This is a genomic window from Escherichia sp. E14V7, from assembly GCF_004212225.1.
Classification (GTDB): domain Bacteria; phylum Pseudomonadota; class Gammaproteobacteria; order Enterobacterales; family Enterobacteriaceae; genus Escherichia.
Genome location: NZ_RHJJ01000013.1, coordinates 182,284 through 204,293, shown reverse-complemented (window position 1 = coordinate 204,293; position 22,010 = coordinate 182,284). Strand labels below are relative to the sequence as shown.

General features: G+C 51.7%; 22 protein-coding genes and 3 pseudogenes. 14 read left to right on the top strand and 11 right to left on the bottom strand.

From position 1 onward, the window contains the following. Positions 1–45: 45 nt before the first annotated feature. On the bottom strand, positions 46–963 hold the full coding sequence (rbn, locus tag D9741_RS15070; RefSeq protein WP_130207200.1) for a ribonuclease BN: 918 nt from the start codon (positions 961–963) through the stop codon (positions 46–48). 64 nt (positions 964–1,027) lie between these two features. Here rbn and D9741_RS15065 point away from each other — a divergent pair, with 64 nt between their 5' ends. The 9 genes from D9741_RS15065 (at position 1,028) to pmrD (ending at position 9,299) form a co-directional block, all read left to right on the top strand. After that, entirely contained in the window at positions 1,028–1,489 is a 462-nt protein-coding gene (locus D9741_RS15065) for a GNAT family N-acetyltransferase (RefSeq protein ID WP_130216986.1), read from the top strand. Between the two features lie 54 nt (positions 1,490–1,543). Then, positions 1,544–1,849 carry a stress response protein ElaB gene (gene elaB / locus D9741_RS15060; protein WP_000070621.1) on the top strand — a complete coding sequence of 102 codons (306 nt, stop codon included), beginning with the start codon at positions 1,544–1,546 and terminating at the stop codon, positions 1,847–1,849. Positions 1,850–1,927: 78 nt separating this feature from the next. Continuing rightward, positions 1,928–3,223, top strand: a complete 1,296-nt coding sequence (menF, locus tag D9741_RS15055) for an isochorismate synthase MenF (RefSeq protein ID WP_130216988.1) — start codon at positions 1,928–1,930, stop codon at positions 3,221–3,223. Positions 3,224–3,311: 88 nt separating this feature from the next. Further along, positions 3,312–4,982 carry a 2-succinyl-5-enolpyruvyl-6-hydroxy-3-cyclohexene-1-carboxylic-acid synthase gene (gene menD, locus D9741_RS15050; protein ID WP_130216990.1) on the top strand — a complete coding sequence of 557 codons (1,671 nt, stop codon included), beginning with the start codon at positions 3,312–3,314 and terminating at the stop codon, positions 4,980–4,982. Next, positions 4,979–5,737, top strand: coding sequence for a 2-succinyl-6-hydroxy-2,4-cyclohexadiene-1-carboxylate synthase (gene menH, locus D9741_RS15045; RefSeq protein WP_130216992.1), 759 nt, complete (start codon positions 4,979–4,981; stop codon positions 5,735–5,737). Before menD ends, menH begins: the two co-directional genes overlap by 4 nt. Positions 5,738–5,751: 14 nt before the next feature. Further along, positions 5,752–6,609: a 1,4-dihydroxy-2-naphthoyl-CoA synthase gene (gene menB, locus D9741_RS15040; protein ID WP_000639996.1), complete on the top strand. Its 858-nt coding sequence runs from the start codon at positions 5,752–5,754 to the stop codon at positions 6,607–6,609. Continuing rightward, positions 6,609–7,571 carry an o-succinylbenzoate synthase gene (gene menC, locus D9741_RS15035; protein ID WP_130216994.1) on the top strand — a complete coding sequence of 321 codons (963 nt, stop codon included), beginning with the start codon at positions 6,609–6,611 and terminating at the stop codon, positions 7,569–7,571. Before menB ends, menC begins: the two co-directional genes overlap by 1 nt. Beyond that, the gene (gene menE / locus D9741_RS15030) at positions 7,568–8,923 is read left to right on the top strand and encodes an o-succinylbenzoate--CoA ligase (RefSeq protein WP_130216996.1); all 1,356 of its coding nucleotides are present in this window, start codon (positions 7,568–7,570) and stop codon (positions 8,921–8,923) included. The genes menC and menE overlap by 4 nt, the downstream gene beginning before the upstream one ends. A gap of 109 nt (positions 8,924–9,032) precedes the next feature. Then, positions 9,033–9,299, top strand: coding sequence for a signal transduction protein PmrD (gene pmrD / locus D9741_RS15025; RefSeq protein ID WP_130216998.1), 267 nt, complete (start codon positions 9,033–9,035; stop codon positions 9,297–9,299). Here pmrD and arnF read toward each other — a convergent pair. The 7 genes from arnF to arnB are packed head-to-tail and all read right to left on the bottom strand — an operon-like array spanning position 9,293 to position 16,643. Beyond that, positions 9,293–9,679 (bottom strand): 4-amino-4-deoxy-L-arabinose-phosphoundecaprenol flippase subunit ArnF, encoded by a 387-nt coding sequence (gene arnF, locus D9741_RS15020; RefSeq protein ID WP_130217000.1) that lies wholly within the window; start codon positions 9,677–9,679, stop codon positions 9,293–9,295. The two genes, pmrD and arnF, sit on opposite strands and share 7 nt — an antisense overlap. After that, positions 9,679–10,014: a 4-amino-4-deoxy-L-arabinose-phosphoundecaprenol flippase subunit ArnE gene (gene arnE / locus D9741_RS15015; RefSeq protein ID WP_130217002.1), complete on the bottom strand. Its 336-nt coding sequence runs from the start codon at positions 10,012–10,014 to the stop codon at positions 9,679–9,681. Before arnE ends, arnF begins: the two co-directional genes overlap by 1 nt. Further along, positions 10,011–11,663 (bottom strand): lipid IV(A) 4-amino-4-deoxy-L-arabinosyltransferase, encoded by a 1,653-nt coding sequence (gene arnT / locus D9741_RS15010; protein WP_130217004.1) that lies wholly within the window; start codon positions 11,661–11,663, stop codon positions 10,011–10,013. Before arnT ends, arnE begins: the two co-directional genes overlap by 4 nt. After that, positions 11,660–12,553, bottom strand: coding sequence for a 4-deoxy-4-formamido-L-arabinose-phosphoundecaprenol deformylase (gene arnD, locus D9741_RS15005; RefSeq protein ID WP_130217006.1), 894 nt, complete (start codon positions 12,551–12,553; stop codon positions 11,660–11,662). Before arnD ends, arnT begins: the two co-directional genes overlap by 4 nt. Continuing rightward, a complete protein-coding gene (gene arnA / locus D9741_RS15000; protein ID WP_130217008.1) occupies positions 12,550–14,532 on the bottom strand; it encodes a bifunctional UDP-4-amino-4-deoxy-L-arabinose formyltransferase/UDP-glucuronic acid oxidase ArnA in 1,983 nt (660 codons plus the stop codon). Before arnA ends, arnD begins: the two co-directional genes overlap by 4 nt. Further along, a complete protein-coding gene (arnC, locus tag D9741_RS14995) occupies positions 14,532–15,500 on the bottom strand; it encodes an undecaprenyl-phosphate 4-deoxy-4-formamido-L-arabinose transferase (RefSeq protein ID WP_130217010.1) in 969 nt (322 codons plus the stop codon). Before arnC ends, arnA begins: the two co-directional genes overlap by 1 nt. Positions 15,501–15,503: 3 nt before the next feature. Further along, positions 15,504–16,643: a UDP-4-amino-4-deoxy-L-arabinose aminotransferase gene (gene arnB / locus D9741_RS14990; protein ID WP_130217012.1), complete on the bottom strand. Its 1,140-nt coding sequence runs from the start codon at positions 16,641–16,643 to the stop codon at positions 15,504–15,506. Between the two features lie 318 nt (positions 16,644–16,961). On the opposite strand from arnB, the gene ais reads away from it, so the two are divergent. Next, positions 16,962–17,564, top strand: a complete 603-nt coding sequence (gene ais / locus D9741_RS14985) for a lipopolysaccharide core heptose(II)-phosphate phosphatase Ais (protein ID WP_130217014.1) — start codon at positions 16,962–16,964, stop codon at positions 17,562–17,564. Between the two features lie 38 nt (positions 17,565–17,602). Here the strand turns inward: ais and nudI are convergent, their stop codons facing one another. Next, positions 17,603–18,028, bottom strand: coding sequence for a nucleoside triphosphatase NudI (nudI, locus tag D9741_RS14980; protein ID WP_130217016.1), 426 nt, complete (start codon positions 18,026–18,028; stop codon positions 17,603–17,605). A 279-nt stretch (positions 18,029–18,307) separates the two neighbouring features. On the opposite strand from nudI, the gene D9741_RS14975 reads away from it, so the two are divergent. The 4 genes and pseudogenes from D9741_RS14975 to D9741_RS14960 form a co-directional block, all read left to right on the top strand. Then, positions 18,308–18,850: a YfaZ family outer membrane protein gene (locus D9741_RS14975; RefSeq protein ID WP_130207171.1), complete on the top strand. Its 543-nt coding sequence runs from the start codon at positions 18,308–18,310 to the stop codon at positions 18,848–18,850. Between the two features lie 99 nt (positions 18,851–18,949). Beyond that, a complete protein-coding gene (locus D9741_RS14970) occupies positions 18,950–20,152 on the top strand; it encodes a nicotinamide mononucleotide deamidase-related protein YfaY (protein WP_130217018.1) in 1,203 nt (400 codons plus the stop codon). Positions 20,153–20,369: 217 nt separating this feature from the next. Then, positions 20,370–20,519 (top strand): annotated as a pseudogene (locus D9741_RS14965) (helix-turn-helix domain-containing protein); the annotation flags it as partial. Beyond that, positions 20,518–20,718, top strand: a pseudogene (locus D9741_RS14960) (aldolase/citrate lyase family protein); the annotation flags it as partial. The pseudogenes D9741_RS14965 and D9741_RS14960, both read left to right, overlap by 2 nt. 40 nt (positions 20,719–20,758) lie before the next feature. Here D9741_RS14960 and D9741_RS14955 read toward each other — a convergent pair. Both D9741_RS14955 and D9741_RS14950 read right to left on the bottom strand, forming a co-directional pair. Further along, positions 20,759–20,992: pseudogene (locus D9741_RS14955) on the bottom strand (hypothetical protein); the annotation flags it as partial. Next, a complete protein-coding gene (locus D9741_RS14950; protein ID WP_130217022.1) occupies positions 20,993–21,991 on the bottom strand; it encodes an ISNCY family transposase in 999 nt (332 codons plus the stop codon). Between the last annotated feature and the right edge of the window lie 19 nt (positions 21,992–22,010).

The window sequence follows — 22,010 nt, the reverse complement described above, 5'->3', positions numbered from 1 at the left end:
GTTGGCATCATTAAATTAATCTGCCAACTAATCACCGCTTTCGACTTAAATGCTAAACACCGCGAAATCGCTCGCCAGTTCAGTTGCCGGGAAAATCGTCCGGCACTCGTGTAACAAGTGCTGACAGCCTTTATCATCATAGCGCGAACTAACATGGGTAATGATTAGCTTACCGACACCAGCCTCACGGGCCAGTGCCGCCGCCTGGCGTGTGGAGCTGTGGCCGCGACTGTTGGCTTTGGCCTCCATCGCCAAATCCAGAGTCGCTTCGTGAACCATTACGTCGACACCTTTAGCCAGCGCCAGCGCGGCATCGCAAGGACCCGTATCGCCGAAAATGGCGATCGCTTTTCCTGGTGTAGGCGCGGCTAAGTAATCAGCGCCGTTAATCTGCCGACCATCTTCCAATGTGACAGTTTTTCCGGCTTTCAAATCCTGAAACAATGGGCCAGGCGGTACGCCCGCGGCCTTTAATGCCTGAGCATTCAGCGCACCAGGCTTATCATGTTCTTCTACGCGATAGCCGTAACATTCCAGCGGATGTTCCATCGGATAAGCTGTCACTTTACGCAAGCCATCATCAAGAATTTCGCCTGCGCTAATTTCAATAATCTCCAGTGGATAATCGGTCCACGAGCCACTAATACGTAACGCTGTCTCAACAAATTCACGGATACCTTTCGGACCATAAATGGTTAAGGGTTGCACAATGCCTGACATGGAACGACTGCACAGCAAACCGGGCAGACCGAAAAGATGATCGCCGTGAAGATGGCTAATAAAAATCCTGTCCAGTTTGCCGGGATTAAACACCGTGTGCAGCATTTGGTGTTGAGTGCCTTCGCCACAGTCAAATAACCAAAGTCCGGCCTGGGTCGGATGTTGCAGATTGAGCAATATCGCCGTGACATTACGCGCCCGGGTTGGAACTCCCGCCGAAGTACCTAAGAAAATTAATTCCATAAGACCATCACATTTCTAAAAATAATCCGGCTAGTATAAGGCATACAACCAAAAGGAGCGCATCATGATCGACTGGCAGGATCTTCATCACTCTGAATTATCGGTTTCTCAGCTTTATGCCTTATTACAACAGCGTTGTGCGGTATTCGTGGTCGAACAAAACTGTCCTTATCAGGATGTCGATGGTGACGATCTGGTAGGGGAAAATCGTCATATTCTCGGCTGGCAAAACGGGAAACTGGTCGCGTATGCGAGGATTCTGAAAAGTGATGATGATCTCGAACCGGTGGTGATTGGTCGGGTGATTGTCAGCGAAGCGTTGAGGGGCGAAAAAGTGGGGCAGCAACTGATGAGTAAGGTGCTGGAATCATGTACGCGCCACTGGCCGGACAAGGCGATTTATCTGGGAGCGCAGGCGCACTTACAAAACTTTTACCGCAGTTTTGGCTTTATCCCTGTGACCGACATTTACGAGGAAGATGGTATTCCCCACATTGGGATGGCGCGCGAAGTCATTCAGGCGTAATTGATAACCGTTGTCTATAGTTAGTGGCAGGTTTTAAGCAAATGGAGAACGAGAATGTCTAATCAATTTGGTGATACACGCATCGATGACGACCTGACGTTGCTGAGTGAAACACTGGAAGAAGTGCTGCGCTCCTCTGGCGATCCCGCCGATCAGAAATATGTTGAGCTGAAGGCGCGAGCAGAGAAGGCGCTGGATGATGTGAAAAAAAGAGTCAGTCAGGCTTCAGACAGCTATTACTATCGGGCGAAGCAAGCGGTTTATCGTGCCGATGACTACGTTCATGAAAAACCGTGGCAGGGGATTGGCGTTGGCGCTGCGGTTGGTTTGGTATTAGGACTGTTGCTGGCACGCCGTTAAAACCTCCCTACACTGGGGTACTGCATTTTTTTTGCAGTACCCCGTATAATGTGAGGCTTTTAACAGGGAGAGGTCCGCGTGCAATCACTCACTACGGCGCTGGAAAATCTATTGCGCCATCTGTCGCAAGAGTTTCCAGCGACGCCCGGCATTCGGGTTTTTGATGTTCCTTTCCCATTAAATGACGCCTTTGATGCCTTAAGCTGGCTGGCCAGCCAGAAAATGTATCCGCAATTTTACTGGCAACAACGCAATGGTGATGAAGAGGCTGCCGTGCTGGGTACAATAGCCAGCTTTTCGTCGCTGGCGCAGGCGCAGCGTTTTCTCCGACAATACCCGGATCACACCGACTTACGTATCTGGGGGCTGAATGCGTTTGACCCTTCCCAGGGCAATTTACTCCTCCCGCGGTTGGAATGGCGACGCTGTGCAGGCAAAGCGACCCTTCGACTGACCCTTTTCAGCGAAAACTCCCTTCAGCATGACGCATATCAGGCAAAGGAATACATTGCTGCTCTGGCAAACATTAAACCGTTGCCAGCTCTGCATTTAACCATCATCCAAGAAAATCACTGGCCGGACAAACCAGCCTGGACGGGGTTAATTAAACTGGCGACTGACACCATTGCTGAAGGTGAACTGGATAAAGTGGTGTTGGCGCGGGCGACCGATCTGCATTTCTCCGATTCAGTTAACGCGGCGGCAATGATGGCTGCCAGTCGTCGGTTGAACCTGAACTGCTACCATTTCTACATGGCCTTTGATGGCGAAAGCGCGTTCCTGGGTTCATCTCCTGAGCGGCTTTGGCGGCGGCGTGACAAAGCGTTGCGTACTGAAGCACTGGCGGGAACGGTAGCGAATCATCCTGATGATAAACAGGCGCAGCAACTGGGTGAGTGGCTGATGGCGGATGATAAAAACCAACGCGAGAATATGCTGGTGGTGGAAGATATCTGCCAGCGATTACAGAGTGACACCCAGGCGCTGGATGTTTTACCGCCGCAGGTGCTTCGTCTGCGTAAAGTGCAGCATCTGCGTCGCTGTATCTGGACCTCGCTTAATACGGCAGATGATGTGGTTTGTCTGCATCAGTTGCAGCCAACGGCAGCGGTGGCAGGTTTACCGCGCGATTTGGCACGGCAGTTCATCGCCCGGCACGAACCGTTTACCCGTGAATGGTATGCGGGTTCTGCGGGCTATCTCTCATTACAACAAAGCGAATTCTGCGTTTCCCTGCGCTCGGCGAAAATCAGTGGCAATGTCGTGCGATTGTATGCCGGAGCGGGTATTGTCCGAGGCTCAGACCCCGAACTGGAGTGGCAGGAAATCGACAACAAAGCGGCAGGACTGCGCACTTTATTACAATTGGAATAGTAATGAGTCGCATCATTACCGATTCATATCAATAATCTCTTTTTGTAGCTCCTTATACTTAGCCGCAATATTGATACCGGACAAACTCATGTCAGTAAGCGCATTTAACCGACGCTGGGCGGCGGTCATTCTGGAAGCATTAACACGTCACGGCGTCAGACACGTCTGCATCGCCCCTGGCTCTCGTTCTACGCCATTAACTCTGGCGGCGGCGGAAAATTCCGCTTTCATTCATCACACTCATTTTGATGAGCGTGGGCTGGGGCATCTGGCGCTGGGGCTGGCAAAGGTCAGCAAACAGCCAGTGGCGGTGATAGTGACTTCCGGCACGGCGGTAGCGAATCTCTATCCGGCACTGATTGAAGCTGGGTTAACCGGAGAAAAACTGATCCTGTTAACCGCCGATCGTCCTCCGGAATTGATTGACTGCGGCGCAAATCAGGCAATTCGTCAGCCGGGCATGTTCGCCTCTCATCCTACGCATAGCATTTCACTACCGCGCCCGACGCAGGATATTCCCGCCCGTTGGCTGGTTTCTACTATCGACCATGCTTTAGGCACGCTGCATGCGGGTGGAGTCCATATCAACTGCCCGTTTGCCGAACCGCTTTATGGCGAGATGGACGATACCGGACTTAGCTGGCAACAACGTCTTGGCGACTGGTGGCAGGGCGACAAACCGTGGCTGCGTGAAGCGCCTCGTCTTGAGAGCGAAAAACAGCGCGACTGGTTCTTCTGGCGGCAAAAGCGCGGCGTGGTGGTTGCCGGGCGCATGAGTGCGGAAGAGGGCAAAAAAGTTGCACTGTGGGCGCAAACTCTTGGCTGGCCGCTGATTGGCGACGTGCTGTCGCAAACCGGGCAGCCGCTGCCGTGTGCCGATCTCTGGTTAGGCAATGCCAAAGCGGTGAGTGAGTTACAGCAGGCGCAGATTGTCGTGCAACTGGGGAGCAGCCTGACTGGTAAACGGTTACTGCAATGGCAGGCGAGCTGTGAGCCAGAAGAGTACTGGATTGTTGATAACATCGAAGGGCAGCTTGACCCGGCACACCACCGTGGACGTCGCCTGGTCGCCAATATTGCCGACTGGCTGGAGTTGCATCCGGCTGAAAAACGTCAGCCCTGGTGCGTGGAGATCCCGGGTCTGGCTGAACAGGCGATGCAGGCAGTTGTTGCCCGTCGCGATGTGTTTGGCGAAGCGCAACTGGCGCATCGCATCAGCGACTATTTGCCTGAACAGGGGCAACTGTTTGTCGGTAACAGCCTGGTCGTGCGTTTGATCGATGCTCTCTCGCAACTTCCGGCAGGTTATCCGGTATATAGCAACCGTGGGGCCAGCGGAATTGATGGGCTGCTCTCTACCGCCGCAGGCGTTCAGCGGGCGAGTGGTAAACCGACGCTGGCGATTGTGGGCGATCTCTCTGCTCTTTACGATCTCAACGCGCTGGCGCTATTGCGTCAGGTTTCCGCGCCGCTGGTATTAATTGTGGTGAACAACAACGGCGGACAAATTTTCTCGCTGCTGCCGACGCCGAAAAGCGAGCGCGAGCGTTTCTATCTGATGCCGCAAAACGTCCATTTTGAGCACGCTGCCGCGATGTTTGAGCTGAAATATCATCGTCCGCAAAGCTGGCAGGAACTTGAAACGGCGCTTGCCGACGCCTGGCGCACGCCGACCACCACGGTAATTGAAATGGTGGTTAACGACACCGACGGCGCGCAAACCCTCCAGCAACTGCTGGCGCAGGTAAGCCATTTATGATCCTGCACGCGCAGGCAAAACACGGCAAGCCAGGTTTACCCTGGCTGGTGTTTTTGCATGGTTTTTCCGGCGATTGTCAGGAGTGGCAGGAAGTGGGCGAGGCGTTTGCCGACTACTCGCGGTTGTATGTCGATCTCCCTGGTCACGGTGGTTCAGCTGCAATTAGCGTCGATGGATTTGATGATGTCACCGGCTTACTGCGTAAAACCCTGGTTAGTTACAACATCCTTAACTTCTGGCTGGTGGGGTACTCGCTCGGTGGACGGGTGGCGATGATGGCGGCTTGTCAGGGGATGGCGGGGCTTTGTGCGGTTGTTGTCGAAGGCGGGCATCCCGGGCTGCAAAATGCTGAACAACGCACGGAACGTCAGCTTTCCGATCGCCAATGGGCGCAGCGTTTGCGCACAGAACCGTTAACTGCGGTCTTTGCCGACTGGTATCAACAGCCTGTTTTTGCCTCGCTCAATGACGAACAACGCCAGGAACTGGTTGCGCTGCGCAGCAACAATAATGGCGCAACCCTTGCCGCCATGCTGGAAGCGACTTCTCTCGCCGTCCAGCCCGATTTACGTGCTAACCTTAGCGCCCGCACATTTGCGTTTTATTATTTATGTGGTGAACGTGACAGCAAATTCCGCGCCCTGGCGGCGGAACTGGCTGCCGAATGCCATGTCATTCCTCGCGCCGGACATAACGCGCATCGGGAAAATCCCGCTGGCGTAATCGCAAGTCTGGCGCAGATCTTGCGTTTCTGACTAAAGGACACAATATGATTTATCCTGATGAAGCAATGCTTTACGCACCGGTTGAATGGCACGACTGCTCCGAAGGTTTCGAGGACATTCGTTATGAAAAATCCACCGACGGTATCGCAAAAATCACCATTAATCGTCCGCAGGTGCGCAATGCCTTCCGTCCTCTGACGGTAAAAGAGATGATCCAGGCGCTGGCGGATGCCCGTTATGACGACAACATCGGCGTGATCATTCTGACTGGCGCGGGCGATAAAGCGTTCTGCTCCGGCGGTGACCAGAAAGTACGTGGCGACTACGGCGGCTATAAAGATGATTCCGGCGTACATCACCTCAACGTGCTGGACTTCCAGCGTCAGATCCGTACCTGTCCGAAACCGGTTGTCGCGATGGTGGCTGGCTACTCCATCGGCGGCGGTCATGTTCTGCACATGATGTGCGACCTGACTATCGCGGCAGATAATGCCATCTTCGGTCAGACTGGCCCGAAAGTCGGTTCCTTCGACGGCGGCTGGGGAGCTTCCTATATGGCTCGCATCGTCGGGCAGAAAAAAGCGCGTGAAATCTGGTTCCTGTGCCGTCAGTACGATGCAAAACAGGCGCTGGATATGGGCCTCGTGAACACCGTGGTGCCGCTGGCCGATCTGGAAAAAGAGACCGTCCGCTGGTGTCGCGAAATGCTGCAAAACAGCCCGATGGCGCTGCGTTGCCTGAAAGCTGCACTGAACGCCGACTGTGACGGTCAGGCAGGTCTGCAGGAACTGGCGGGTAACGCCACCATGCTGTTCTACATGACGGAAGAAGGTCAGGAAGGTCGCAACGCTTTCAACCAGAAACGTCAGCCTGATTTCAGCAAATTTAAACGGAATCCGTAATGCGTAGCGCGCAGGTATACCGCTGGCAGATCCCCATGGACGCGGGGGTGGTTCTGCGCGACAGGCGGTTAAAAACCCGCGACGGGCTGTATGTTTGCCTGCGTGAGGGCGAGCGTGAAGGGTGGGGGGAGATCTCCCCACTGCCGGGCTTCAGTCAGGAAACCTGGGAAGAGGCGCAAAGTGTGCTGCTTGCCTGGGTAAATGACTGGCTGGCAGGTGATTGCGAGCTACCACAGACGCCTTCCGTCGCCTTTGGCGTGAGCTGCGCGCTGGCTGAACTGGCAGATACGCTCCCGCAGGCAGCAAATTACCGTGCTGCACCGTTGTGTAATGGCGATCCGGACGATCTGATCCTCAAACTTGCCGATATGCCTGGCGAGAAAGTGGCGAAGGTCAAAGTGGGATTGTACGAAGCCGTGCGCGACGGCATGGTGGTCAATCTTTTGCTGGAGGCAATTCCGGATCTGCATTTGCGTCTTGACGCGAACCGCGCCTGGACGCCGCTGAAAGGCCAGCAGTTTGCCAAATACGTTAACCCGGATTATCGCCACCGCATCGCGTTTCTCGAAGAACCGTGCAAAACCCGCGATGATTCGCGTGCGTTTGCCCGCGAAACCGGCATTGCCATTGCCTGGGATGAAAGCCTGCGCGAGCCGGATTTTGCCTTTGTGGCGGAAGAGGGCGTGCGTGCGGTGGTGATCAAACCCACGCTCACGGGCAGCCTGGAGAAAGTCCGCGAGCAGGTGCAGGCGGCGCACGCGCTGGGGCTGACGGCAGTGATCAGTTCTTCCATCGAGTCGAGCTTAGGCTTAACGCAACTGGCGCGGATTGCTGCCTGGTTAACGCCAGACACCATTCCGGGGCTGGATACGCTGGATCTGATGCAGGCGCAGCAGGTTCGTCGCTGGCCGGGTAGCCCGCTGCCATTAGTGGAAGTTGATGCACTGGAGCGGCTGTTATGATCTTCTCTGACTGGCCGTGGCGTCACTGGCGGCAGGTGCGGGGAGAAGCCATTGCCTTACGTCTTAATGACGAGCCACTCAACTGGTGCGAGCTTTGTGCTCGCGTCGATGAATTAGCCTCCGGCTTTGCGGCGCAGGGGGTGGTTGCGGGCAGCGGCGTAATGTTGCGGGCGTGGAATACGCCGCAAACGCTGCTGGCCTGGCTGGCGTTACTGCAATGTGGAGCGCGGGTGTTGCCCGTGAATCCACAACTGCCGCAACCGTTGCTTGAAGAATTGCTGCCAAATCTCACTCTGCAATTTGCGCTGGTGCCGGAAGGGGAAAACACGTTTCCGGCGTTAACGTCGCTGCATATTCAGCTGGTTGAAGGCGCACATGCCGCTGCGTGGCAGCCGACGCGTCTGTGCTCAATGACGTTAACCTCTGGCTCCACTGGCTTGCCGAAAGCCGCAGTTCATACTTATCAGGCCCATCTTGCCAGTGCCGAAGGGGTGTTATCGCTGATTCAGTTTGGCGAGCATGATGACTGGCTGCTCTCTTTGCCGTTGTTTCACGTCTCTGGTCAGGGAATTATGTGGCGCTGGTTATACGCTGGTGCGCGGATGACGGTACGTGATAAACAGCCATTGGAGCAAATGCTGGCAGGCTGTACTCACGCTTCACTGGTGCCAACACAGCTCTGGCGTTTGCTGGTTAACCGCAGTTCCGTTTCCCTGAAAGCGGTGTTACTCGGCGGCGCGGCGATCCCGGTCGAGTTGACGGAACAGGCGCGCGAACAGGGGATTCGTTGCTTTTGTGGCTATGGTCTGACGGAGTTCGCTTCCACGGTTTGCGCGAAAGAAGCGGACGGCCTGGCTGACGTCGGTTCGCCTCTGCCGGGGCGGCAAGTAAAAATCGTTAACGATGAAGTGTGGCTGCGGGCTGCCAGTATGGCAGAAGGCTACTGGCGTAACGGGCAACTGGTGCCGCTGGTGAATGACGAAGGCTGGTACGCCACGCGCGATCGCGGTGAGATGCATAATGGCAAGCTGACCATTGTCGGACGTTTAGACAATCTGTTCTTCAGTGGTGGCGAAGGCATTCAGCCAGAAGAAGTCGAACGTGTGATTGCCGCGCATCCTGCGGTTTTGCAGGTGTTTATCGTCCCCGTTACTGACAAGGAGTTTGGTCATCGACCGGTAGCGGTGGTGGAGTATGACCACGAAACCGTTGATCTTAGCGAATGGGTGAAAGACAAGTTGGCCCGTTTTCAACAACCGGTGCGTTGGCTGACGCTTCCGCCTGAATTGAAAAACGGAGGCATTAAGATTTCACGTCAGGCGCTAAAAGAGTGGGTGCAACGCCTGCAATAATTAACCATCCGTTTCACTTCTCATTTTTACCATTCCATTACCATTGATAATGAGTTTATCTGTTAATCTGTAAATTAATGTGAAAATTCTTATCTGACAGGGAGGTACAATGGAGTGGTTAGTAAAAAAGACGTGTTGCGGCGCGGCGAAAAATCGTCATGTATTGGTCCTTAGTGATACCAGTGGTGCTCTCAAAATGATTGCCGAAGTGTGCAATGATGTCATTGTTCAGCCTGGCGATTTACTCTCACCGCTACAGGATGCTATGTACTGTATTAACCGGGATACACAACGCACAATTAAAGTTATTGATGCCCGAAGCTACAGTGGCGAAGAGTGGGAGAATGTACGCAAAATGGCCAGAAATCGTCAGTGATTTTTATTTCGAACTGGCAGGAAAATCAGCGTTAATCCACCCATAATACAGGCCACTCCAAGCAGTGCCTTCACAGAAAAAGTCCCTTCCCAGCCGGGAAGTACTATTGATGCAATCCATACCAGTACATAACTCACACTCAGCAAAGTATAGGCTTTGCTGAGTGTGAGTTGATGAAGTGTTTTGTACCAACAAAAAACGGAAAGCAGATAACCCAGTAGCCCGATCAACAGCATCCGGACATCCAGGCCAAAAGCCAAAAGCGCAGCGATAAAATCCCACAACTGCGTCATCGGTGGTAGATGACTTGCCGCAAAACCCAGGCTTAATTGCGCAGCAGAAGCAATAATGACGCTGAATAATCCCCACATCAGGCCCATTACACCGTGCTCCCGAGAATAACAATGCCACCAATAATGAAGGCCACCCCACACCAGTGACGAAAAGACACGGGTTCATGCCACAGTTTTACTGCTGCCAGCGTCACCCAGACAAAATTCAGACTCAACATTGGGTAAGCAATGCCTACCGGTACGTTCTGCAATACCAGCAGCCAGAGCAGCATTGCCAGCCCCAGACAAACCAATGCCAGCCCCAGCCACAGCGCGATATGTTTACGCCGTTTGTTTATCGCCACAAAGCTCGTCGCCTGTTTCTGGCAGATTTGCCCGGCAACACTAAGCAAGCTGGCAAACACTAATATCAGCCAGATCATTTAGGCCGATACTGAAAGAGCACCAGACGTCCCTGATGATCGGTGGCGTCTGCAGGTGGAATGGGGAGACTGTTAATGTCTTCATCGTGGTCAACCGAAAGTACGAGAGTAATAATCCCCTCCTGACGATGCTTATTAAGCCAGTTGGCGAAATCATCACCGCTGACAAACCTGCCTTTCGCATCCGGGTAGTTAAGGCCATATTTCAACTCACCCGTCTGACGATACATGATGATGTCATTGCGTTGCAGACTCCATGCCAGACCTGCGGCAACGCCGACGCTATCAGTAAGAATATAGCGGCTCGGCTGAAGTGATTCTTGCGTCATCTCGACAAAAAATTGCGGATGTTTGCCTTCCATAATTCTGTCAGGAATCGCAATTCCCACGAGCAATGCCAGCCCCAACGGGCAAAGTGCCGCAAAAGGCCAGTTTTTTTCAATGTTCGTTAATGTGTACCAGCCGAAAAATGCCCATAGCGAAAAAATCGACCATGCGCAAAAGACTTTATAGATTTCGAAAGTTTGCCAGACTGGCGTACTCATTGGTCCCCAGGGAGAGACAACAAACGTGGCAATAATGCCAGTAACGCCAAATGCGATGTTAATCCAGCCATTAATTCGCAACGCCAGAGGATTATTTTTTGCTGCCTGCAACGCGTAATACTCCATCAACATCGCTAAAGGTGCAAAGCAGGAGAGAATATAGGTGGGTAATTTACCTTTGGCGATGGAGAAAAACAGCAGTGGCATCACCGTCCAGCTCAACAAATAGACGATTGCGGAATGATTGCGGTTTTTCCAGCCAGTGCACAGTGCGCCGGGGAGTAAACCCAGCCACGGCAGGCTACCGGCAATGATGACAGGCAAGTAGTACCAGAACGGGGCTTTATGTTGGGCATCATCCATCGCAAAGCGTTGAATATGCTCAATCCAGAAAAAATAGTACCAGAAGTCAGGCTCCCGTTGCGCTATTGCTAACCCCCAGGGGAGAACCGTCAGTACACAACTGATGATTGCCAGCCAGCCGTAAATAAAGAAATCTCTCCAGCGTTTTTGCATCGCCACCCACGGCAGCACGCTGAATACCGGCACGGCGAGGGCGAGAAAACCTTTGGTCATTACCCCCATACCGCAGGTGATTCCCAGCAGTAAAAATCCCGCGCTTTTGCCTTTCCACGTTTGCGCATCCATTGCCAACCAGAAGCTACACATTCCCGCCATCAGCCAGAATGCAATAAACGGATCGAGCACGGCGTAAGTGCCGATGGCGTAGACAATAAGCAGCGAGAGATAAATCACAGCGGCGAGTAGTGCCAGACGTTTATCGCGCCATAAGCGCAGAGTAAACCAGGTCACCAGCGCGGCGGTTAACAGGGTCGCAAAGATAACGCCTGCCCGAACACCAAAGTTATTCGCGCCAAATAGCCATTGCCCAATGCTGTTAATCCAGTATCCGGCAATGGGTTTTTCGAAATAACGTAGCCCTAACAGATGGGGTACAATCCAGTCGCCGGAAGCCAGCATTTCCCGACTGATTTCCGCATAACGCGTTTCATCAGGTTGCCAGAGCAGGCGATAATTAATCGGCAAGAGATAATAGACGGTAATAAACGCAAAGAATGCTGCGTAATAGCGAATGGATTTCATGGACGAGTTCCCGCAACTTGTTGGCAACCCAGCCAGCCTTCACGTCCAGCGATTCTTCCACGCACCACATGTCCGAGCGGCAACGTCTCCGGCAGCAGCTCGCCTAATGGACAAAACGTAATGCCTTCACGGGCGGCACGCTTCAGGAGATCAACAAAATCAGGATGATAAGCACAACCTTCAACTTCAGCATGGATGGTATAAACCGGCGTCCCTTTATCTCGCAGGATGCGGTTGAGTAGCCAGCCGTTAAAATCTTGCGCTTTCACATCCCGGCCAATCACTTCATCCCAGGTAGGTAATGTCACTGGAATTTGTGCAGTGCCAGGTTTTCCTGATTCGAGCAAGGGACGAAACGGCATCGCCCCACGACAATCGCTGTTGTAGCGCAAATGGAACGCTTCTTTTGCTTCGATCACCTGTTGGTCGGCACGCCAGCCAGCGGCAGCGGAGCAGGTTATCGGTTGGCCGATAATCTCTTCCAGGGTACGAAGGCCGCGGGCAATATCGTCTACCATTGTTTGCCGATCCCAGTTGCCGCTATGGGCTTGCCAGGCGTGGTGATCCCAGGCGTGCAGGCCGACTTCGTGGTATTTAGCCGCTTCACGAATGATATCGGCATTGGCATGACCAATCTCTTTTCCTGGCCATGCCGTACCTGCCAGTAAAATATCCCAGCCATAAAGCGATGCCGCGTTTGAGCGCAGCATCTTCCACAAAAACTGTGGCTTCACCAGTCGCCAGAGATGGCGGCCCATATTGTCCGGGCCGACGCTGAAAAAAATGCTGGCCTGAATATTATACTTACTTAAGGTTTCCAGCAGACGTGGCACCCCTTCGCGGGTGCCACGAAAAGTATCGACATCAATACGTAAACCTACTTTGGTCATGATGACTTATCCGTAAGATCGACAGTGCGCAGGAAGAAATCCAGCGTTTCATCGATGGTTTCCTGCATATCAATTCTCGGTTCCCAGCCGAGGCAACGGCGGGCATTGCGGATGCTCGGTTTACGATGCTCTACGTCCTGATATCCTTTGCCGTAGTAGCTGCTACTTTCTACCACGCGAAAGCCCGCAAACGGTGGGAAGTGATGGCGCAGCGGATGTTTTTCGAAGCTCGCCAGCAGCATCTCGCCGAGCTCTTCAATACTCGCTTCGTTATCAGGATTGCCAATGTTGATAATTTCGCCGTCGCAGCGATTTCCCGCATTTTCGATAATGCGGTATAACGCTTCGATACCATCCCGAATATCAGTAAAGCAGCGTTTTTGTTTTCCGCCATCAATCAGCTTAATCGGTGAACCTTCTACCAGATTGAGAATGAGTTGCGTAATCGCGCGTGAGCTACCAATTCGCGCCGCATTAAGGTTATCCAGTCGTGGCCCCATCCAGTTAAACGGGCGGAAGAGGGTGAACTGCAACCCCTCTTTTTCGCCATAGGCCCAGATCACCCGATCAAGTAATTGTTTTGATACTGAATAAATCCAGCGTGGTTTATTCACCGGGCCGACGATTAAATTAGAATGGTCTTCATCGAAGTATTTATCGCTACACATCCCATAAACTTCTGAAGTCGACGGGAAGATGATTCGCTTACGGTACTTCACGCAGTAACGGATAATGCGCAGATTCTCTTCAAAATCGAGTTCAAATACGCGCAGCGGGTTGCGGGTATATTCAATCGGCGTGGCTATCGCCACCAAAGGCAAGACGACATCACATTTTTTGACGTGATACTCAATCCATTCGGAATGAATACTGATATCGCCTTCGACAAAGTGAAAATGCGGATGATTCAGAAAACGGCTTATCGCATCGCTGCCGATATCCAGCCCGTAAACTTCATAATGATCTTCGCGCAGCAGGCGTTCTGTCAGATGGTTGCCAATAAAGCCATTCACCCCGAGGATGAGTACCCGAGTACGGCGTCGGGCGGTGCAGGCAGGCTGGCTATTCAAGCGTGAACCTTGCACCAGGCCCAGCGTCTGCGCTAACTGCGAGCCCTGCATAGTAATGCCGTCTCCCGCCTGTCCGGTGACGATTTCCAGCGCGCCATCGCCACAGGCAATCAGCAGTGGCGCAACAGAAATCACGCTCCCCGGTTGTGCTGCGGGCGCATGAGAATGCACGCGTGACGACCAGACGGTAAATTTCTGATTACCAACATAGCTGAAGGCACCCGGCCACGGATCGGCAACGGCACGCACCATGTTGTGCAGCACGGATGCCGGTTTATGCCATTCGAGGAAACTGTCATTCGGCGTTCTGCGACCAAAACAGGTGGCTTCGTTTTCGCGCTGGGCGATTTCCAGAATATTACCGTGTTTAATGGTGGGTAATGTCTGCTCCAGTAGCTGGCGCGCGGCATGACATAACTTATGATGCAGCGTAATGGCGATATCGTCTGGCGCAATGGCAATGCGCAGTTGCGCCACAATGGCCCCGGCATCGGCACGTTTCACCATTCGGTGCAATGTAACGCCAGTTTCCGTTTCACCGTTCACCAGCACCCAGTTCAGCGGCGCGCGACCACGATATTTTGGTAACAGCGAACCATGCAGATTAAATGCACCTGCGGGAGCGAGCTGTAAAATCTCGTCGCAAATAAGATGGCGATAATAAAAAGAGAAAATCACATCTGGTGATAGTTGGGCAATGCGTTCCACCCACAGCGGATGATTAACGTTATCTGGCGCATAAACCGGAATACCTCTTTCCGCCGCCAGACGAGCTACCGAACCATAAAAGGCTTTTTCACCGGGATTATCAGTATGAGTAAAAATAGCGCTAATTTCGTAACCGGCAGCCAGCAGGGCTTCAATACCGAGGCATCCCATATCGTGGTAGGCAAAAACGACGGTTTTCATTATTCATTTTCCTTGCTGGATGGACGGATAACTTGCTGAACAAAATAGCGGGGGCGGGCGCGGACATCGGTGTAGATCCTGCCGATATATTCACCGAGTAATCCCATGCCGATAAACTGAGCGCCAATAAAAGTAAACAGCACGGCAAATAGCATAAAGACGCCTTCTGCCGCCCATTGTGGTCCGAAGGTCAGGCGTAAAATCACCAGCAGCACCGCAATGCTAAAACCTCCAATCGCAATAATGCTGCCGAGCAGACTCAGCATACGTAGCGGCGTTGTGGTAAGGCAGGTCACCAGGTCGTACATCAAATTAATCAGGCGCATAAAACTGTATTTGGATTCACCATACTCACGCTCGGCATGACGCACTGGAATTTCGATGGCACGGCGGGCGAAGATATTCGCCAGAATCGGGATAAAGGTGCTGCGTTCATGGCAGTGCAACATCGCATCGACAATATGACGGCGATAGGCGCGCAGCATACAACCGTAGTCACCCATCGCTTTGCCGGTGGTGCGCTGAATAAGCCGGTTAATCATCTTCGAAGCGGTTTTACGAAACCAGCTGTCCTGGCGGTTCTGGCGTACAGTCCCTACCACGTCATAACCTTCATCGGCTTTTGCCACCAGGCGGGGGATCTCCTCTGGCGGATTCTGCAGATCGGCATCGAGGGTAATAATTAAGTCGCCAGTAACGTGACTGAATCCCGCCATAATCGCTGAATGTTGCCCGTAATTGCGGTTAAGCAAAATAGACACAATATGGCTGTTCTCCGCTTGTGAGGCTTCGACCAGCATATGCGCGGAATTATCGCTACTGCCGTCATCAATCAGCAGGATCTCATACTCTTTCCCCAACGATTCACAGGCTGTGGTGGTGCGCCTGATTAATTCCGGTAAGCTTTCCTGCTCGTTATAAACGGGAATAACCACCGAGACTTTCTTAACAGGGTGGATTTCAAACATGGCTTATTGTCCTGCGAGTTGCTGAAGGGCAGCGATGACGCGGTCGGCATCGGCGGTGGTCATATCTGGAAAAAGCGGCAACGAACAGATGCGTTCGCTGTTCCATTCGGTATTCGGTAACGACAGCGTGGGAAAACGCTCGCGATAATATTTTTGCGTGTGAGCGGCGCGGAAATGTAACCCGGTCCCAATGCCTTTTTCTTTTAACGCTTCCATCAACGCATCGCGGCTGATACCACAACGTTGTTCATCAACACGAATAATAAACAGATGCCAGGCGTGAATGTGCGGCCATGCGGGAAGGCTTAAAGGCTGGAACGGGAGAGCTGCCAGTGCTTGCTGATATTGCAGGGCAATTTCCCGACGACGGGTGTTGAGTTGCTCTAATTTGGCTAACTGTGTCAGGGCAATCGCGGCGTTAATATCGGTCAGATTGTACTTGTAGCCCGGCGTTAATACTTCTGCCTGCGGCGCGCGGCCCCAGGTTTGTCTGTCATATGCATCGACGCCCAGACCATGAAATTTCAGCATACGTAGCTGGTGGGCGAGGTTTTCATCATCAGTAACAATCAGGCCGCCTTCTGCACAGGTAATATTTTTGATGGCGTGAAACGAAAAAATAGCAGTACCTTTCGCACCAATATGTCGGCCTTTGTAATACGTACCGACGGCATGGGCGGCATCTTCAATAACCGCGATACCGTAACGTTCGCCAATGGCACGAATGGCGTCAATATCTGCTGGCGCACCGGCATAATGCACTGGAATGATGGCTTTGGTACGCGGCGTAATGGCTGCTTCGATCGCTTCAGGCGTGACCATCAGCATATCGCTGTCGACATCTACCATTACCGGCGTAGCGCCCAACAAAGAAATCATATTGAGGGTTGATACCCAGGTCAGAGAAGGCGTGATCACTTCATCGCCAGCACCTATCTCCAGCGCCATCAGCGTGATATGCATTCCGGCTGTGGCTGAACTGACCGCGATGGCATGTTGATTTCCCGTCAACTGGCAAAAGGCTTGTTCAAGCGCCTGATTCTTCGGACCTGTGGTGATCCATCCAGATTCGAGAACATCTTTAACCGCAGCGAGTTCTTCCACACCCATTGCCGGACGTGAAAAGGGCAAAAAATCTGACATTATTATTCCTTCGGCCATTGAATACTTTTCCCATCTATTCACTAATATTTGTTATAGGGAGCGTTATATGTATTTTGCCATTTGGAGTGAAATTCTAAGGGTAGAATATTAATTTAACCTTAAGGAACTAATATAGTACTTACATATTATTTTTTTTCGTTTTTTTAGCTTATTCGGGCTTTTCATTTGACAAGATTTAAGGCATTTTGCGTGCATCGTAATGTTTTAATACTATCCCCAGCCCCTATTTGCCGGTGAAAATATTATTTGTTTTCACGGTCATTTAGCTGGCTACGCGTGTCTATAGGTGGAGCTTAGGTGTTAGCTTTTTGTCGGACTTCGATGAAGTCTAAAAAATATATCTTCATTTTACTGGTGCTTGCTGTAATTGCCGGGTTGGGTAGTCATGCTGCCTGGAGTAGCAATGGGTTGCCACGAATCGACAATAAAACGTTGGCCAGGCTGGCGCAGCAGCACCCGGTGGTGGTTCTGTTTCGCCATGGAGAACGCTGCGATCGTTCCTCCAATCAATGCTTGTCAGACAAAACAGGTATTACGGTAAATGGCTCTCAGGATGCGCGTGAACTGGGCAAAGCCTTCAGCGCAGATATCCCTGATTTCGATCTTTATTCCAGTAATACCGTTCGGACTATTCAGTCGGCAACCTGGTTTTCTGCGGGCAAAAAACTGACGGTAGATAAACGACTGTTACAATGTGGTAATGAGATTTATAGCGCAATTAAAGACTTACAAAGTAAAGCGCCTGATAAAAATATTGTTATCTTCACCCACAACCACTGTCTGACGTATATCGCGAAAGATAAACGTAACGTGACATTTAAACCAGATTATCTGGATGGACTGGTGATGCATGTGGAAAACGGTAAAGTTTTACTGGATGGGGAATTTGTCAATCACTGATCTTTGAATCTGACAGCCAGTAATGGCTGTCATCACTATCACAGAAGACCCTTCAAATGTAATGTTTTCTGGGTAGCAACATTCAAATCGTATTGCGCCAGATCTTCTGGTTTTACCCACGCGTATTCCTGAAACTCTTCGTTTATTTTCACTTCACGGTTGGCAGAAACGCAGTCAAAGATCAGGTAAATCATATAAATCTCTTCCTTACGACCATCTGCATACGTCTTAGTACGAATGTCATCGCTGAAAGTCCACGGAGTTATGTCAGTAAGAATCAGTTGCTCGCCTAACTCTTCTCTGATTTCACGGCGTAATGCTTCTTCAATACGTTCGCCAGGTTCCACGCCACCACCCGAAAGCGCCCATTGACCCGGGAAAACGCCGCGATCGTCAGCCATTTTGCATAGCAGATAAGCACCATCATTTTGAATCAAAGGGCAAACAATAGTCCGTTGTCGCACAGGGATATTCCTTATAATCGAAAATAAACCAAGAGAATACGGCAACTCATAAATATGCGAAAGTGACATTAGTCTCTTTTGCGATGATAACTGCGCTGATTATTATTTTGGTTTATAACGTAAATTATGTTTATTTTTTCGGCGTTAAATTATTTGAGAAGTATTTAGTTACAATAAGTTAGCAGATCACTTTTTTCGCGCATTGAATCCTCTGCGTCAGGCAGTACAATCCCGCAGCTTTGGGGAATGTTGATTATCTTCTTGCGGAAAAAGGTAAAAATGAAAAAATTTGCGCTACCAGTTCTGGCTGGAATGCTGTTGGTTTCTGCATCGGCAAATGCGATAAGCATTAGTGGTCAGGCGGGAAAAGAATATACCAATATTGGCGTCGGTTTCGGGACCGAGTCTACGGGACTGGCGTTAAGCGGTAACTGGACACATAACGACGACGACGGTGATGTCGCGGGCGTGGGGCTGGGCCTGAATCTTCCTCTGGGGCCGTTAATGGCAACTGTAGGTGGGAAAGGTGTTTATACCAACCCGAATTACGGCGATGAAGGTTACGCGGCAGCAGTCGGTGGTGGTTTGCAGTGGCAAATTGGCGACAGCTTCCGTCTGTTTGGCGAGTATTATTACTCTCCGGATTCGCTCTCCAGCGGTATTCAAAGTTATGAAGAAGCGAATGCTGGCGCGCGTTATACCATTATGCGTCCAGTCAGTATTGAGGCAGGCTACCGTTATCTGAACCTGTCGGGGAAAGACGGCAATCGCGATAATGCCGTGGCCGACGGCCCTTATGTCGGGGTTAACGCCAGCTTCTGATACCTTCCGGCGCGGCGTTCTGTCGCGCCATTCAGTTTCTTACTACGCCTTATCTCCCTTTGCGTTATAGTGATTCGATAACAAAAGCAGGAGATAACCATGTTAAAAGTGGAAATGCTATCCACCGGGGATGAGGTGTTACACGGGCAAATCGTTGACACGAATGCAGCCTGGCTGGCCGACTTTTTCTTTCATCAGGGCTTGCCGCTATCTCGCCGTAATACGGTGGGCGATAACCTTGAAGATTTAGTCACCATTCTTCGTGAGCGCAGTCAGCACGCCGATGTGCTGATCGTCAACGGCGGACTGGGGCCAACCAGCGATGATTTAAGCGCGCTCGCTGCTGCGACAGCAAAAGGTGAAGGTCTGGTGCTACATGAAGCCTGGCTTAAAGAGATGGAACATTATTTCCGCGAACGTGGTCGCGTGATGGCGCCGAGCAACCGTAAACAGGCAGAATTGCCAGCGAGTGCCGAGTTCATCAATAACCCCGTAGGCACCGCCTGTGGTTTTGCCGTGCAGCTTAATCGTTGCCTGATGTTCTTTACCCCCGGCGTACCGTCAGAATTTAAGGTGATGGTCGAGCACGAAATCCTGCCGCGCCTGCGCGAGCGTTTTTCTTTACCGCAGCCGCCGGTTTGTCTGCGTTTGACTACCTTTGGTCGTTCGGAAAGCGATCTGGCACAAAGCCTGGACACTCTACAACTGCCGCCGGGCGTAACAATGGGCTATCGCTCCTCGATGCCGATAATTGAACTGAAGCTGACCGGACCGGCAAGCGAGCAACAGGCGATGGAAAAACTGTGGCTGGACGTTAAACGTGTTGCCGGACAGAGCGTGATTTTCGAAGGCACCGAAGGACTACCCGCGCAGATCAGTTGCGAATTGCAGAGCCGCCAGTTCAGCCTGACGTTGAGCGAGCAATTCACCGGTGGTTTATTGGCTTTGCAACTTTCTCGCGCAGGTGCGCCATTGCTGGCGTGTGAAGTGGTTCCTTCACAGGAGGAAACCCTGGCGCAAACTGCGCACTGGATTACAGAACGGCGGGCCAACCATTTTGCCGGGCTGGCACTGGCCGTTTCGGGGTTCGAGAACGAGCATCTCAACTTTGCGCTAGCCACGCCGGACGGCACTTATGCTCTGCGCGTACATTTCAGCGCCACGCGTTACAGTCTGGCTATTCGTCAGGAAGTGTGTGCAATGATGGCGCTTAATATGCTGCGCCGTTGGCTGAACGGTCAGGACATCGCCAGCGAGCATGGCTGGATTGAGGTTGTTGAGTCCATGACCTTATCCGTCTGATTCAGTTACGCTGTGCCGGTTTACTGCACCGGCACATTCCCCTCCCGCAAATTTGTCCAACCTGTTGTACTCAATAAGAAAAAATCCGTGCGCTGATTCACAAATTTGTGCGTAATTTCTCCAGTCCGCTGGACGAGAAACGGGATTTGATGCGCTTCACAATTTTACTCACCCTGAGCGACGAGACTGATTCCAGTATCTAAGACTGGAGTCCAGTATGTTGGAATCAAGCAAAGTACCTGCCCTGACACGGGCTATTGATATTCTCAATCTGATTGCCCGCATTGGACCTTGTAGTGCTGCAACGATCATCGACACATTGGGGATCCCGAAAAGTACGGCCTATTTGCTGCTTGACGAACTTAAGCATTCGGCGGATCCGCGCTGCGGGTAAAGCGGCTGGTTTTCTGGCTGTGGCTCCTGATAAAGCGCAGCAATGCCTGGCGTGGGGAGCGAACTTTGTCGCTGTTGGCGTTGACACGATGCTCTATAGCGATGCCCTGGATCAACGACTGGCGATGTTTAAATCAGGCAAAAATGGGCCACGCATAAAAGGTAGTTATTGATATCAAAGGCCCATGGGGATTGCTTGTGGGCCTGTGTTAATTAGTGGTTATTCGCTGCCAGATCGTCTTCGCTTAGCTGGGTGGCTGCGAGCACCAGGTCACGATCAATGCCCTGTTCCAGCATGCGCAAAGCAATTTTAATGGCTTGTTCATGCATACCTTCCTGCAAACCTTCTAATTTCCCCTCCTGCCAGCCTTCAATCTTACCCTCCTGCCAGCCAATTTGGTGTCCTTCCTGCCGCAGCCGTTCAGCAATAGTCATCAATCTCTCCTTTTAATGACAGTTAGGTGGAATATCAGCATCAGTGAGTTGGGTTGTCGCCAGCACAATCTCACGTTCAAAGCCCTGCTCCAGCATGCGCAAGGCAATTTTAATGGCTTGTTCATGCATGCCTTCCTGCAAACCTTCTAATTTACCTTCCTGCAAACCTTCTAATTTACCTTCTTGCAAGCCTTCTAATTTACCTTCTTGCCAGCCTTCAATCTTACCCTCCTGCCAGCCAATCTGGTGTCCTTCCTGCCGCAGCCGTTCAGCAATAGTCATTAATCTCTCCTTTTGTAGTGGTGAACGTTCGGCAATTTCCTCAATAAAGCGGGTGAAACGGGAGGTATCGCCGCATTGCAGTAGATAATTAAACAGCGTTTGCACCTGGCTGTCATTAGTGAAGCCCCTAACCAAAAGCGTGGTGATCCTGTCGACCAGACCGATTAAATCGCGCTCGCGAATATGCTTTTGAATCAGTTCCAGCAGAGCTATACGCCGATGTTGCATGATCTCATCGTCAGGTACGATGGTGATATCCACCAACGGAAAAGCTTCGGTGTACAACTGCCGGGCAAGTTGCGGATCGTCAAACTCATCCAGCCAGTTGAGTGAGTACGGGTAGGGCGAGGTTTCGCCATGATAAAACAGCAACGGCACCACCAGCGGGACTCTGTCATAGCCTTTGTCCAGATGGCGCTGCATGACGGCAGTGGCGTAACGCATCAGTCGGAAGGCCATGTTTTTTTCCGCAGTACTCTGATGCTCAATCACGCAGTAGATATAACCTTCGCCGTCGGTGGTTTCTACCGACCACAAAACATCCGAGTAGTAAGCGCGTAAACTTTTTTCAATAAAACTGGTGGGTTCCAGGCGTAAGGTTTGCAGGTTGCAAAGCTTGCGCAGTGGTTCTGGTAAATGTATTTCGAGAAAATCCCGTGCGGTTTCGGGTGTGAACATAAAGGTTTTAAATACCGCATCATGCGGGGAGGAGGTTGTTGATTCGGTCATGGTTGTCCGTCACCTGATA

What these genes read in the sequence shown, in the direction of transcription:
- rbn (WP_130207200.1), bottom strand. Translation starts at nt 963, where the DNA reads ATGGAATTAATTTTCTTAGGTACTTCGGCGGGAGTTCCAACCCGGGCG.
- D9741_RS15065 (WP_130216986.1), top strand. Translation starts at nt 1,028, where the DNA reads ATGATCGACTGGCAGGATCTTCATCACTCTGAATTATCGGTTTCTCAG.
- elaB (WP_000070621.1), top strand. Translation starts at nt 1,544, where the DNA reads ATGTCTAATCAATTTGGTGATACACGCATCGATGACGACCTGACGTTG.
- menD (WP_130216990.1), top strand. Translation starts at nt 3,312, where the DNA reads ATGTCAGTAAGCGCATTTAACCGACGCTGGGCGGCGGTCATTCTGGAA.
- menH (WP_130216992.1), top strand. Translation starts at nt 4,979, where the DNA reads ATGATCCTGCACGCGCAGGCAAAACACGGCAAGCCAGGTTTACCCTGG.
- menB (WP_000639996.1), top strand. Translation starts at nt 5,752, where the DNA reads ATGATTTATCCTGATGAAGCAATGCTTTACGCACCGGTTGAATGGCAC.
- menC (WP_130216994.1), top strand. Translation starts at nt 6,609, where the DNA reads ATGCGTAGCGCGCAGGTATACCGCTGGCAGATCCCCATGGACGCGGGG.
- menE (WP_130216996.1), top strand. Translation starts at nt 7,568, where the DNA reads ATGATCTTCTCTGACTGGCCGTGGCGTCACTGGCGGCAGGTGCGGGGA.
- pmrD (WP_130216998.1), top strand. Translation starts at nt 9,033, where the DNA reads ATGGAGTGGTTAGTAAAAAAGACGTGTTGCGGCGCGGCGAAAAATCGT.
- arnF (WP_130217000.1), bottom strand. Translation starts at nt 9,679, where the DNA reads ATGGGCCTGATGTGGGGATTATTCAGCGTCATTATTGCTTCTGCTGCG.
- arnE (WP_130217002.1), bottom strand. Translation starts at nt 10,014, where the DNA reads ATGATCTGGCTGATATTAGTGTTTGCCAGCTTGCTTAGTGTTGCCGGG.
- arnT (WP_130217004.1), bottom strand. Translation starts at nt 11,663, where the DNA reads ATGAAATCCATTCGCTATTACGCAGCATTCTTTGCGTTTATTACCGTC.
- arnD (WP_130217006.1), bottom strand. Translation starts at nt 12,553, where the DNA reads ATGACCAAAGTAGGTTTACGTATTGATGTCGATACTTTTCGTGGCACC.
- arnA (WP_130217008.1), bottom strand. Translation starts at nt 14,532, where the DNA reads ATGAAAACCGTCGTTTTTGCCTACCACGATATGGGATGCCTCGGTATT.
- arnC (WP_130217010.1), bottom strand. Translation starts at nt 15,500, where the DNA reads ATGTTTGAAATCCACCCTGTTAAGAAAGTCTCGGTGGTTATTCCCGTT.
- arnB (WP_130217012.1), bottom strand. Translation starts at nt 16,643, where the DNA reads ATGTCAGATTTTTTGCCCTTTTCACGTCCGGCAATGGGTGTGGAAGAA.
- D9741_RS14975 (WP_130207171.1), top strand. Translation starts at nt 18,308, where the DNA reads ATGAAAAAATTTGCGCTACCAGTTCTGGCTGGAATGCTGTTGGTTTCT.
- D9741_RS14970 (WP_130217018.1), top strand. Translation starts at nt 18,950, where the DNA reads ATGTTAAAAGTGGAAATGCTATCCACCGGGGATGAGGTGTTACACGGG.
- D9741_RS14950 (WP_130217022.1), bottom strand. Translation starts at nt 21,991, where the DNA reads ATGACCGAATCAACAACCTCCTCCCCGCATGATGCGGTATTTAAAACC.